The sequence below is a fragment of the Streptomyces sp. NPDC001513 genome (genome assembly GCF_042894695.1).
Taxonomy (GTDB): Bacteria; Actinomycetota; Actinomycetes; order Streptomycetales; family Streptomycetaceae; genus Streptomyces.
The window spans coordinates 397,274-410,031 of record NZ_JBIAVU010000001.1 but is presented as its reverse complement, the minus strand read 5'-3'; the positions used below and the strand labels follow the sequence as shown (position 1 = coordinate 410,031).

The 12,758-nt window shown below is 73.4% G+C and carries 10 protein-coding genes and 1 pseudogene; 5 read left to right on the top strand and 6 right to left on the bottom strand.

The features are described from left to right. Positions 1-50 precede the first annotated feature (50 nt). From ACFYZ4_RS01990 to ACFYZ4_RS01980, 3 genes are all read right to left on the bottom strand, one after another. Entirely contained in the window at positions 51-1,304 is a 1,254-nt protein-coding gene (locus ACFYZ4_RS01990; protein WP_390782907.1) for a Tm-1-like ATP-binding domain-containing protein, read from the bottom strand. A gap of 48 nt (positions 1,305-1,352) precedes the next feature. Next, positions 1,353-1,850: an NUDIX domain-containing protein gene (locus ACFYZ4_RS01985; RefSeq protein WP_384347353.1), complete on the bottom strand. Its 498-nt coding sequence runs from the start codon at positions 1,848-1,850 to the stop codon at positions 1,353-1,355. A gap of 112 nt (positions 1,851-1,962) precedes the next feature. After that, entirely contained in the window at positions 1,963-3,000 is a 1,038-nt protein-coding gene (locus ACFYZ4_RS01980; protein WP_390782716.1) for a cation diffusion facilitator family transporter, read from the bottom strand. Positions 3,001-3,179: 179 nt separating this feature from the next. Here ACFYZ4_RS01980 and ACFYZ4_RS01975 point away from each other — a divergent pair, with 179 nt between their 5' ends. After that, entirely contained in the window at positions 3,180-5,582 is a 2,403-nt protein-coding gene (locus ACFYZ4_RS01975; protein WP_390782715.1) for an FHA domain-containing protein, read from the top strand. Between the two features lie 6 nt (positions 5,583-5,588). Next, positions 5,589-6,263 carry a hypothetical protein gene (locus tag ACFYZ4_RS01970; protein ID WP_390782714.1) on the top strand — a complete coding sequence of 225 codons (675 nt, stop codon included), beginning with the start codon at positions 5,589-5,591 and terminating at the stop codon, positions 6,261-6,263. A gap of 86 nt (positions 6,264-6,349) precedes the next feature. On the opposite strand, the gene ACFYZ4_RS01965 is transcribed toward ACFYZ4_RS01970, so the two are convergent. Then, entirely contained in the window at positions 6,350-7,648 is a 1,299-nt protein-coding gene (locus ACFYZ4_RS01965; protein WP_390782713.1) for a streptophobe family protein, read from the bottom strand. A gap of 93 nt (positions 7,649-7,741) precedes the next feature. On the opposite strand from ACFYZ4_RS01965, the pseudogene ACFYZ4_RS01960 reads away from it, so the two are divergent. Beyond that, positions 7,742-8,986: pseudogene (locus tag ACFYZ4_RS01960) on the top strand (DUF6777 domain-containing protein); the annotation flags it as partial. 420 nt (positions 8,987-9,406) lie between these two features. On the opposite strand, the gene ACFYZ4_RS01955 reads toward ACFYZ4_RS01960, so the two are convergent. Further along, complete coding sequence (locus tag ACFYZ4_RS01955; RefSeq protein WP_351286757.1) at positions 9,407-9,646, bottom strand: hypothetical protein; 240 nt, start codon at positions 9,644-9,646, stop codon at positions 9,407-9,409. Positions 9,647-9,772: 126 nt separating this feature from the next. On the opposite strand from ACFYZ4_RS01955, the gene ACFYZ4_RS01950 reads away from it, so the two are divergent. Both ACFYZ4_RS01950 and ACFYZ4_RS01945 read left to right on the top strand, forming a co-directional pair. Next, positions 9,773-10,984 (top strand): histidine kinase, encoded by a 1,212-nt coding sequence (locus ACFYZ4_RS01950; RefSeq protein ID WP_351286756.1) that lies wholly within the window; start codon positions 9,773-9,775, stop codon positions 10,982-10,984. 75 nt (positions 10,985-11,059) lie between these two features. Next, entirely contained in the window at positions 11,060-11,725 is a 666-nt protein-coding gene (locus ACFYZ4_RS01945) for a response regulator transcription factor (protein WP_351286755.1), read from the top strand. 12 nt (positions 11,726-11,737) lie between these two features. Here the strand turns inward: ACFYZ4_RS01945 and ACFYZ4_RS01940 are convergent, their stop codons facing one another. Then, positions 11,738-12,661 carry a S41 family peptidase gene (locus ACFYZ4_RS01940; protein ID WP_351286753.1) on the bottom strand — a complete coding sequence of 308 codons (924 nt, stop codon included), beginning with the start codon at positions 12,659-12,661 and terminating at the stop codon, positions 11,738-11,740. Between the last annotated feature and the right edge of the window lie 97 nt (positions 12,662-12,758).

Here is a 12,758-nt window from a genome sequence, read left to right as displayed (position 1 = left end):
TCCGGCACGGCCGGTTCCCAACCGTGCGGGGGTGTCTCAGGCTGCGGCTCTCAGGCCGCGGCCGCCATCGCGCCGATCATGTCGTGCAACCGGTCGGCGGCCGCCCGTCCGAAGGCCGGGTCGTTGATGTGCGTGTCGTAGTCGTAGAGCCGGGCGGCGCTGCCCCGCAAGCCTTCGCGCAGCGCCGTGAACAGAGCCCGGTCCGCGCCGGGGTCATGGTACGGGCCGCCCGGCGATCCGAGCGTGGACAGTCCGCGGAGCGGGACGCAGACCGCCGTGGGGCCGGTCGCGACGCGGAGTTTGGCCGCGACCCGACGGCCGAGTTCCATGCATTCCTCCTGGTTCGTACGGATCACCGTGATGGACGGGTTGTGGACGTGGACGCCCCGGTCCAGGACCCGCTGCGGCAGGCTCTCCAGCGGGCCGAACTTCACCATGTCCAGCGCCCCCAGGCTCACCACCTGCGGGATCCCGGCCCGCCCGGCCGCACTGAGGCGGTCCGGGCCCGCGGTGAGGATGCCCCCGCACAGGTCGTCGGCGAGCTCGCTCAGGGTCAGGTCGAGGACGCCCGCGAAGATCCCCTGGCCGGCCAGGGTCTCCAGGGTGCGGCCGCCGGTACCGCTGACGTGGAAGACGAGCACCTCGTAGCCGAGGTCCGTCAGCCGCTCGCGCGCCGCGTCCACGCCGGCCGTGGTCACGCCCGCCATGCTCGCCGCGATCAGCGGGCGGGCACCCGCTCCCAGCCGGGGCGGGCGGCGCTCCAGGGAGGTGCGGGCGTAGGCCCTCGCCATCCCGGCGATCGCCGCGGCGGCGTTCGCCAGGACCGGTCCGGAGACGCTGTTGATCCCCGCGATGTCCACCACGCTGTACATCATCGTGATGTCCGAGGAGCCCACGTACGGGCTGACGTCCCCGGACGCCATGGACGAGACCATCAGTTTCGGTACGCCCAGCGGCAGGGCGCGCATCGCCCGGGTGGCGATGGAGGTGCCGCCGCTGCCGCCGATCGCCAGCACCCCGTGCAGCCTGCCCTCGGCGTGCAGGCGTAAGAGCGTCGCCTCCGCGCCGCGGGCCATCGTGGTCACGGCCGCGCCCCGGTCGGCGGCCGCGCGCAGTTCCGACAGTTCCGTTCCCGCCGCCCGGGCGACCGCGTCACGCGGCACGTCGGCGGGCACCCGGGGTTCGCCCATGATTCCTGTATCGACCAGTACCACTTCGACGCCGGCGCGCAGCAGCCTCTCGCGCAGCCAGCCGTACTCCACACCCTTGGTGTCCAGGGTTCCCACCAGCACGACGTTCGTCATATGTGCAATGTCCATGCAGGTGGGAGTGTTGGCAAGCGCAAGTACGAGTCAGCTCTCAAGGCCCCCCAGGAGCCCCAACAGCCGCTCCAGGAAAGGGACCTGAGACTTAATCAGCATTTTTTCGGCCAGTGGCGGAGCAAACCACGACACCCGGTCCAGCTCCGGGAACTCCTGTACGTTCCCCGAGTGCGGCGGCCACTCCATCGTGAAGGTCCCGGGCACCATCAGCTCCGGGTCGAGGTCCGCCTCCACCGCCCAGATGGTCACCAGCTTCCCGCTGGACAGCCGTACCTCGCCCAGCGGCAGGTACTCGCCCTCCGGCGGGGGCAGCCCGATCTCCTCGGTGAACTCCCGGCGGGCCGCGTCCCGCGGTGTCTCCTCCGGTCCGTACTCGCCCTTCGGGATGCCCCAGCCCCCAGCCTCCCGTCCGGCCCAGAGCGGGCCGCCCATGTGCCCGAGCAGGACCTCCACCCCGGACCGCTCCTCTTCCGGCCGTCCGCCGGTCCGCCGGAACAGGAGCAGTCCGGCACTGCGCTTGTGCGTCATGCGTCCATCCATGCCCCATCCGGAGCGGATCAGTGCTCCGGGTCGGTGTTCCGCGGTCGGGAGGACGTCGTCAGGAGAGCGTGGTCAGGAGGCCCTGGCCGGGAGGACCTGGTCAGTGGGCGTGCGGCCCCTGCCGGTGGACCGGCCCGTGCGCGTCCGCGCAGTGGGGGCCCGACGGGCCCTCGCCCGCGCGGCCCACGGTGAGGAGGGAGTCCTGCGTGTGGTCCACCTGGAGGGTGGTGTGCGTGATCCCGTACTCCTTGGCCAGCAGCCCCTCCAGGTCGCGGCGCACGGCGTGGCAGTCGCCCGCCGGCTCCACCAGCACGTGCGCGGAGAGCGCCGCCTGGCCCGAGGTGATGGTCCAGATGTGCAGGTCGTGCACCTCGGTGACGGGCGGGTGCCCGACGAGGCGGTCGCCGACCGCGTCCGGGTCCACATGGGCGGGAGCGGCCTCCAGGAGTATCCGGCCGGACTCGCGGATCAGTCCGTAGCCCGCCTTGAGCATCAGCACCACCACGACCAGCGTGGCGATCGCGTCCGCCTGCCGGAAGCCGGTGGTCAGCACGATCACGCCGGCGACGGCGGTCCCGATGAAGGCGAAGAGGTCGTTCAGGATGTGCTGGTAGGCGCCTTCGACGACGAGCGTGGAACGGTTGGCGCGGGAGATGCACCAGGCCGCGGCCACGTTGACGGCGATGCCGGCGAGCGCCGTCACCACCACCAGACCGCCCTCCACCGGCGGCGGATCCATCAGCCGGCGCACGGCCTCGTACGCCAGCCAGAGCCCCAGCAGGATCAGCGTCAGGCCGTTGGCCTGGGCGGAGAGTATCTCCGCGCGCTTGAGGCCGTACGTGAAGCCGCCGCGGGCGGGCCGCGCGGCCAGCCGCATGGCGATCAGAGCCAGGACGATCGAGACGGCGTCCGTCAGCATGTGCGCCGCGTCGGAGATCAGGGCCAGGGAGTTGGCCATGACGCCGACGACGACCTCGATGGCCATGAACCCGGCGATCAGACCCAGCGCGATCGCCAGCCAGCGGCGGTCGGCGTCCGCGGACACCCCGTGGCTGTGACCCGCGTGCCCGTTCCCGTGCCCGTGTCCGTTCCCGGGCCCGTGGTCGTGGTCGTCGTGCGCGTGGTCGTGCCCACTCATGGCGTCCCCCGTCTCATCGCGGCACCCGTGTGTTCGGATCCGTCGCGTGAAGTGAAGCGCACCCCGGCGAGATCGGCAAAGGCTGCAACGGGGACCGTTGTCATTACCCATAAGGGGCCTCTGACCTGCAATGATGCCGGGCCACTGCCGGGCGGGCGGGTTCATGGGAAAATCTGCTCATGGTCCAGCGCCCCGGTGTGCCGACCGCACCCGAGCTCGTCCTGGTGACCGACACGGGCTCCGTCGCGATGAGCCCGGGCCGGACCTACCACGTCGGCAGGGACCCGCTCTGCGAGATCTGCCTGGAGGACGCCAGGGTCTCCTGGCACCACGCCGTCCTGCGCCCGGAGGGCGACCACTGGACGGTGGAGGACGAGCACAGCACCAACGGCACCTGGGCCGACGGCCGGCGCGTCCACGAATGGAGCGTCGGTGTCGGCAGCCAGTTGCGGTTCGGCGACGCGGAGGACGGCCCGCGCGCCGTCCTCGTCGGTCCCCCGCCGCCCCCGCCGGCCGAAACTCCGCCCTCCGCCGCGCCGGACGCCGCGCACGCCGCCCGGCCGTCGGGGGTCTCGTCGCTGTCCCGGACCTTCCAGCGGCCGACCACCGTACGCCCGCTGCTCGCCCGTACCGCCGTGCGCATCGGCCGCGACCCGGAGAGCGACCTCTTCATCGACGACCTCACCGTCTCCCGCCGGCACGCCGAACTCCGCGCCCTCGCCGACGGCAGCTACGAGATCGCCGACCTCGGCAGCCACAACGGCACCTACCTCAACGGCACCCGCCTCGACCGCCGGGCCGCCCCCCTCCGCCAGGGCGACATCGTCGGCATCGGCCACTCGGCCTTCTGCCTCGTCGGCGACCACCTCGAGGAGTACGTGGACACGGGCGAGGTCTCGCTCGACGTCCAGGGCCTCACCGTCGCCGTCGACAAGGGCCGCAAGATCCTCCTCGACCGGGTCTCCTTCCCCGTCGGAGCCAAGTGCCTGCTCGCCGTCGTCGGCCCCAGCGGCGCCGGCAAGTCCACCCTGCTCGGCGCGCTCACCGGACTGCGCCCCGCCGACCAGGGCACCGTCCTCTACGACGGACGCGACCTCTACCGCGACTACGCCGAACTGCGCCGCCGCATCGGCCTCGTCCCCCAGGACGACATCCTGCACGCGCAGCTCACCGTGCGGCGCGCCCTCGGCTACGCCGCCGAACTGCGCTTCCCGCAGGACACCGCCAAGGCCGAACGCCAGGCCCGGGTGGAGGAGGTGATCGGCGAACTCGGCCTCCAGCAGCGGGCCGACCAGTCCATCCACAGCCTCTCCGGCGGCCAGCGCAAACGCGTGTCCGTCGCCCTGGAGCTGCTCACCAAGCCCTCCCTGCTCTTCCTGGACGAGCCCACCTCCGGCCTCGACCCCGGCATGGACCGCTCGGTGATGCACATGCTGCGCGGCCTCGCGGACGACGGCCGCACGGTCATCGTCGTCACCCACAGCGTGCTCAACCTCGACGTCTGCGACCGCCTCCTGATCCTCGCCCCCGGCGGCCGCACCGCCTACTTCGGCCCTCCGGAGAAGGCCCTCGGATACTTCGGCTTCGAGCAGTGGCCCGAGGCCTACGAGGCGTTCGAGAACGACCAGAACCGCGACTGGGCCGGGCAGTACCGCGCCTCACCGCTGCAGAGCCGCTACGTCGACGTCTCCGCCGGAAGGTCCCCGCCCCCTCCCGCGGGGGAGGCGGCACGGGCGTCCGGCGCCGTGCCGCAGCCGCCGCCCAAGGCCCAGAGCTGGGGCTCCCAGCTCTCCACCCTGATCCGCCGGTACACCGCCGTGCTCGGCGCCGACCGCACCTTCCTGGCCATCATGATCGGGCTGCCGTTCGTCATGGGCTGTCTGGCCCGTGCGCTGGCCGGCAGCGCCCTCACGGCCGAGACGGGCCTGAACGCGCTGTTCATCCTGGTCCTGGGCGGAGTCCTGACCGGCGCCGCCAACGCGGTGCGCGAACTCGTCAAGGAACGCGTCATCTACCAGCGCGAGCGCGCCGTCGGGCTGTCCCGGTCGGCCTACCTGATGTCCAAGGTGGTGGTCCTCGGCGTGCTCACCATCGCCCAGGCCGTGGTCCTCACCGTGGTCGGCCTCGCCGGAGTCGACACCAACGCCCCCGGCGGCAAGGGGATCTTCATGCCGCCGCTGATCGAGATCATCCTGGCCGTCGCCCTGCTGTCGTTCACCTCGATGCTGCTCGGCCTGGTGATCTCCGCCCTGGTGACCAAGGAGGAGGCCACCATGCCCCTGCTGGTCCTCCTCACCATCGTCCAGGCCGCCTTCTGCGGCGCCCTGCTGAAACTCTCCGGCGTCCCCGTCCTCGAACAGCTGGCCTGGTTCGTACCGGCCCGGTGGGCCATGGGCGCGATGGCCAGCACCACCGACCTCGGCGCGATCGTGCCCCTCAAGATCACCCAGGACCCGATGTTCGATCACAAGGCGAGCCTGTGGCTCCTCGACATCGGGATGCTGCTCGCCCTGTCCGTGCTGTTCATCGTGCTGGTGGCCCGGATGCTGCGCCGTACCGAGCCCGCGGTCATGAGGAAGTAGCCGCCCATGACCAGCCCCGGTCCGGGCGAGGACTTCCGGCCCACCCACATCGTCCCCCAGGAGGGTCTTCCCGCCTGGGAGAGCCCCGACGTGTCCCGCCCGACCGTGCCGCTCGACGGCTTCCTCCCGGTACAGCTGCTGTCCCGGCGCGGCGACTGGGGCGAGGTCCTGTGCGCCAACGGCTGGTCCGCCTGGGTGGACGGCCGGCTCCTGGTGTCGGTGCCGCAGCCCCCGCCGACGGCCGACAGGCCGCTCGCCCGTACGGAGGACGCACGGCCGCAGCTCACGCGCGCCGCCGAGGCCCTGGAGCGCTACCGGCGTGCCGTGGACGAGCTCGCCTCGGGCAGGACGGACGCCGACTCCTTCCGGCGGACCGTACGGGGGCTGCGGGCCGGGGTCGTCGTGGACGGGGAGTCCGTGTGGGTCTACGACGTGACGGCGGGGAAGTGGCTGTACGGCGACGAGAGCCGCCTGACGACCTTCGCGGTCGTGGCGGCACCGGGGGCCTCGCCCGAACCGCCGGCGCAGCCACCGCCCGCGCCGCCGACACCCACACAGGTGAGCGCGGGATCGGGCGTACCTCCGGCCCCGCCACCGGCCCCGGCCGACGAGGCCCGCGAGCCTGACGCGGAGCACGACACCACCCGGATCGTGCACACGCACGACCCCGAGACCGACTGAACACGATCCAGGGACCCGGCGAACCCGGGACCCGGCGAACCCGGGACCCGGCGAACCCGGGACTCAGCGACTACGGCACTCGGCGATCACGGGACTCCGGGCGCGGCCGGTGCCGCGGCAGGTTCGCCGACGCGGCCGCGGCGGTGCAGCGGGCGGGCCAGGAGCGCGCCCAGGAAGCCCGCCACCCCACCCCACAGCAGGGCGAGCCCGACCGTGCGCCACAGGACGGGATCCAGCAGGACCGTGCCGCCGAGCCCGTCCACCTCGCCGATGCCCAGCAGGGAGAGGCCGAACTGCGCCTGGATCCGCCCGAGCAGACAGACCGTCAGGGTCGCCAGGGCCAGGGCCACGCCCAGGTGGAGCGCGTGCTGCCAGGGCCGGACGTGGGCGGGGGACCGTACGGCCGCCAGCACGCCGGTGCCGAGCAGCAGGACGGCGGCCACGGCCACCAGCCACCACGCCCGGGAGTCGTGCGCCGCGAGCGAGGCCACGTCCACCGTGGCCGGCTCCGAGCCGCGCAGCACCTGGTCCAGGAGCTGCGGCATCGGCAGCCCGAACGGGCCGTCGACCCGGCCCTCCCAGGCGCCGCCGAAGCCCAGGGTGAAGGCGAGCCACGCGAGGTTCGGCAGCCCGAGCAGCATCACGGCGAAGGTCCGGGCGGCATGGCCCTGGGTCGCGGCCACCACCAGGCCGACCCCGATGCCGAGGACGACGTAGGCGAGGAGCAGCAGCATCGTGGCGAAGGCGGCCGGGCGCAGCGCCGCGTGGAAGCGGACCAGGCCGGCCGGGAGCGGGGCGCGGCGCGAGACCAGCAGGGCGATCAGCAACAGGCCCAGGATCCACAGCAGTCCGAAGAGGAGCGTGGCGGGCAGGTCGGCGCGGAACCCCACCGTCGGGGCGGAGTCGATGAGTTCGGCGATCACCCCGGCCGGGGAGTCGGCGGTGGAGAGGCCGAAGGTCTGCCGGGCCAGGAGCGCGGCGCCGGTCAGTGCGAGGAGCCAGAGGACCACCAACGGCAGGGCCCGGCCGATCAGTTCGCGGGGCCGGGCCACCGCCCGGTTGTGCAGGGGGTGCAGGAAACAGGAGCCGGCCGTGAGGGCGCCGGCCAGGCTCACCGACAGCGGGATCACCGACAGGCTGACGTCCGCCCCCGCCACGGGACCGGCGCTGCCCGACACCTCCAGCGAACCGCCGGCCGCCATCACGACGACTGCGGCGACCACACGGGGGAACGCGCCGCCCGGCAGATCGCCCGCGCCCGCGCACGCCAGCCCGGCGGCGGCGACCGCGGTCATCACGGCGAACCCCGCCACGACGGCGACGAGGGCGTCTCTCCATGCCCTCGCGGAGACCCCGGACGATGGTGATCTGGGTATCCGGCTCATCCTGCAACCGTGGCACCCTCGGCTTGCGGGCACCACCCGGATGGCGCACACAATGGTCCGCAGGGAACTCCCTCCTCCTGGGAAGAAGAGCCCGTGACCACGCAACCCTCCGGCCGGCCGCCCTCGTCAGAGCGCCCCAGCGGGCCGCCTTCCGGTCCGCTCTCGGGCGGGCAGCAAGGGCCGCCGCCACCCCCGCCCCCGTCCGCTCCGCCCACGCCGGGCCCGCCGGGCGGGCCCGGCGGCCCTGACAAGGGGCCGTGGTGGCGATCCGTTCCCCGACTGGCCACGGTGCTCGTCGCGGTGGTGGCGGTCGTCGCCCTGGCCGTCGTACTGACCCGGCCCAGCGGTACCGACAACGCCGGCGGGGAGGTCTTCCTCCAGCCGGCCGCCGCCACGGGTCCCGACCCGTTCACCGAGTCGGTCGCGACCACCCAGGACACGCCGCCGGAGAGCCCGGCGGCGTCCCCCACGGGCCCCACGGGCTCCAAGCCCCCCAGCTCGCCTGCGGGCACCACGACGGGCACCAGGAGCATCAGCGGCTCCGCGCCGGGCGTGTACGGGGGTACGAGGGACACCGCCAGCTGCGACGTCGAGAAGCTGATCGGGTCGCTGTCCGCGGACCCGTCCAAGAACGCCGCGTTCGCCTCGGCCCAGGGCATCCAGCCGCAGGCCGTCCCCGCGTTCCTCCGCTCGCTCACCTCGGTGCAGCTGCGGATGGACACCCGGGTCACGAACCACGGCTACCAGAACGGCAAGCTCAACGCCTACCAGGCCGTACTGCAGGCCGGGACGGCCGTGCTGGTGGACGACCGAGGGGTGCCGCGGGTGCGCTGCGCCTGCGGGAACCCGCTCGGTCCGCCAGTGGCGCTCAAGGCCGACCCGAAGCGCTTCGGCCAGACGTGGTCCTCGTACCAGCCGCAGAAGGTGGTGGTCATCGCACCGGCACCGACCGTGGTCCACAAGATCGTGATCTACGACCAGCACAACCGGAGCTGGTACGAGCGTGACAAGGGCAGCCACCACGGCAAGCCCGACCGGCCGGTGCCCCCGCCGCCGATCCACACGCCGACGATCATCCCGACGAAGCCGACGGGGACGCGCACCGCCCCGACGCCCACGGGTACCCACACGTCCCCGAAGCCGACGGACACCAAGACGTCCCCGACCCCCACGGACACCAAGACGTCCCCGAAGCCGACGGACACCAAGACGTCCCCGACCCCCACGGACACCAAGACGTCCCCGAAGCCGACGGACACCAAGACGACGCCGACGCCCACGGACACCAAGACGACGCCGACGCCCACGGAGTCCAAGCCGACGCCGACGCCGACGCCCACGGAGACCAAGACGTCGGCGACGCCGACGCCCACGGAGACCAAGACGTCGGCGACGCCGACCGAGACCAAGACGTCGGCGACACCGACGGAGAAGGAGACCCCCACGCCCGCGACGCCGACCGAGACGCACACGACGGCGTCGGCGGAGATCACGCCGGAGACGACGCCCGAGACCACCCCGGAGACGTCTACGAAGCCTGAGTCAGCGGCCCCGGCGCGGCCCGAGACCCCGGTTGCGCCGACGCCCGCAAAGCCGGAGCAGGAGCAGCAGCAGCAGGAACAGCAGCAGGAGGTCCCGGGCAACCAGTCCGAGTAGCCCGACAACAGCCTTCAGCGGCACCCCGGAGTGCACCGCTTCACCCGAACGGGCGAAGCGGTGCACTCGCGTGACCTGGCGTACCAGGAGCCGGGTGCCGGATCAGGCGCGGCTGCGCCGGGTCGGCGCGTCGCCCGCCGCGCCCACCGCGAGGCCGAGGACGAGCATGACGACGTAGCCGTAGATCTCGTAGCCGTCGGGGACGAGGAAACGGACGAAGCCCATGAAGTGGATCCAGCCGAGCCACTCGTGCAGGAGACCGCTCGCGCCGCCGACGACGAGGACGAAGGCGAGCAGCCCCGTGACGGCCGCCAGGGGGGATTTCGGGGTGGAGGAGGTCATGCTCCGACGGTAGGAGCCGGGCGCCGGCCACCGGATCGGCCTTAGGGCACTCGGCGCTCGTACTTAAGTATCCGATCCGGGGCGGGCGGGTCCCGTCGTGGGCGGGCCCGCGTAGATTCCGCAGACATGCGCCGCATCCACCGAACCCGCCGGGACTGGGCCGTCGACCTGGGGCTCTTCCTCTTCGCCGCCTGCTTCGCGGCGATCAGCTCGCAGTCCGTCCCGGTGGCGGAGGACCTCGGTCCGGGATGGCGGGCCGCCGACCAGGTGGTCGGCGGGCTGGGGTGCGCAGCGGTCCTGCTGCGGCGGCGCTGGCCGGTCCAGCTCGCCGTGGTCCTGCTGCTGGCGGGCAGCCAGGCGCACTATCTGACCGGTCCGACGATGGTGGCGGTGTTCACGGTGGCCGCGAGCCGGCCGTGGAAGGCCACGGCGTGGGTGGCTGCGCTGGCCTTCGCCCCGCTGCCCGTCTTCCTGTGGCAGCTGGCGGACATGCCCGAGGAGCGGGCGGGCTCGGCCGTGACGTACTTCGCCCTGATCGCCGGATCCATCGGCTGGGGGCTGTTCCGGCGGTCCCGGCAGCAGCTGATCGCCTCCCTGCGCGAGCGGGCCGAACTGGCCGAGGCGGACGCGGAGTCACGCGCGGAGCGGGCGCGGATGGAGGTCCGGGAGGAGATCGCCCGCGAGATGCACGACGTGCTCGGCCACCGGCTGTCGCTGCTGAGCGTGCACGCGGGCGCGCTGGAGTTCAACCCGGGCGCCCCGCGGGCCGAGATCGAACGGGCCGCCGGGGTGATGCGGGAGAGCGCCCACCTGGCCCTGCACGATCTGCGCGAGGTGATCGGCGTACTGCGGGCGGGATCCGGGTCGGGGCCGGCGGAGGGGGAACGGCCGCAGCCGGAACTGGCGGACCTGGCCCGGCTGGTGGCGGAGGCGCGGGCTGCGGGCGGCCGGATCGAGCTGGCCGGGCCGCCCGCGGAGGCCGAGCCGCCGCCCCTGGTGGGGCGTACGGCGTACCGGATCGTCCAGGAGGCGCTGACCAACGTACGCAAGCACGCGCCCGGCGCGGCCGTCGACGTACGGGTGGCCGGGGGGCCGGGGGACGGGCTCACGGTGGAGGTGCGCAACGCGCCGCCGCCCGGGCCGGATCGGGCTCCGGGCACGGAGGCAGCCCTCGGGAGAGCGGGTGCGGAAGCGGGTGCGGAATTGGGGGCGGGTGCGGGCGGCGGGCAGGGGCTGATCGGCCTGGCGGAACGCGCCCGGCTCGCGGGCGGGGAGTTGACGGCCGCCCCCGCCGAGGGCGGGTTCCGGGTGCACGCCTGGCTACCCTGGCAGGGCTGACCGAAGGCCGAGGGCCGAGGGCCGAGGGCAAAGGGACGAAGGCCCGGGCCGACGGGGACGAGGGAGGAGGCGCGGGTGATCCGCGTACTGCTGGTCGACGACGACGCGATCGTCCGGGCCGGGCTGCGCCTGATGCTGGGCGGGGCCCCGGACATCGAGCTGGTCGCCGAGGCCGCCGACGGGGCGGAGGTGCCCGGACTGGTCGCCGCCCACGCACCCGACCTGGTGCTGATGGACATCCGGATGCCCGGTGTCGACGGGCTGGCCGCGACCGAGGCGCTGCGGGCGCGGCCGGGGGCTCCGGAGGTCCTCGTCCTGACCACCTTCCACACCGACGCGCACGTGCTGCGGGCGCTGCGCGCCGGCGCGGCCGGGTTCCTCCTCAAGGACACGCCCCCGCAGGAGATCGTGACGGCCATCCGGACGGTGGCCGCCGGGGACCCGGTGCTCTCCCCGGCCGTCACCCGCCGCCTGATCGACCAGGTGGCGGGTGGCTCAGTGCAGGACGACCGGGTGGCCGCCGCCCGCGCCCGGCTGGCCTTGCTGGCCGAACGGGAACGGGAGGTGGCCCTGGCGGTCGGGCGGGGCCTGTCCAACGCGGAGATCGCGCGGGAACTCCACCTGGCGCTGCCCACGGTGAAGACGCACGTGTCACGGGTCCTGACCCGGCTCGACCTCAACAACCGCGTCCAGATCGCCCTGTTGGTCCATGACGCGAGCCCGCAGGACCCGCCCGGGTGAGGCGGGCCGGCGTCAGCGCGCCGTGCCGCCGCCCGGCTGCGCCACTTCCTCCGCCTGCCGCAGTGCGGCCTTGAGCGCGGTGTCGAGCGCCTGGTCCGCCGGGACCTTGACGTCGGGAACGACGCCCACGCCCTCCCAGTTGGTGCCGGTGACCGTGTTGATGCTCCGGGCCGCAGGCACGGTCACGAGCACGTGCGCGTCGACCGCGTGGCGGGCCGTGGGATGGGCGCCGCCGCGGGTCGTCGCACCGACGACGACGGCCCGGCCCTGGGCCTGCAGGGTGTACGCCACGTCCTCACCGCCGGAGAAGGTGGTCTCGCTCGTGAGCACGTAGACCGGGCGGTCGGTGTAGCGCGGCGCGGGCAGGTGCCCGGACGTCCAGTACTGGCGGGTCGTGTCGGTGGTGCGGTCGTAGATGTCGTTCAGGTGCACCTGGTCGTCGCCGAAGAAGTAGCTGCACCACATCGCGGCCCCTTCCGGCGCCCCGCCGCGGCAGCCGCGCAGGTCCAGCACGAGCGCGGAGCTGCCCGCGACCAGCTGCATGGCCGCGCCGATCACGCTCGCGCCCTCGACGGCGGTGGCGATGAGCCCGATCTCGATGAGCCCTATGTTGCCTTCGAGGTGCTCGACGCGGCGGACGCCCTGGTTCTGCTCCCTCAGCAGGCTGAGGAAGGCGGCCTTCCCGCCGTCCTCGTCCTCCGTTTCCAGGGACTGCGGCTCCTCGGTCCAGAGCAGGCGCAGGTGCTTGTCCGGGCACACCTCCTGGAGGTGCGCCGTCACGGTCTCGCAGAGGGTCGGCGCGTCCAGGCCCTCGTACGCGCCCGCCGCGAGCCGGCCGCGGATCGCGGCCTCGATGACGACGGCCTTCTCGGGGAAGACGTAGCCTGCACCGATCCGGTCCAGGGCCTGTTCGATGATCTGTTCGTTTGTAGGCATGGCGGGTCATGCTAGACGGCCAACAGGCCGCCGACCAACGGGATTTTCCGCGTACCGCGGCGCCTCGGACCGGCGGGGGAGGACGGCCGACCCGGAG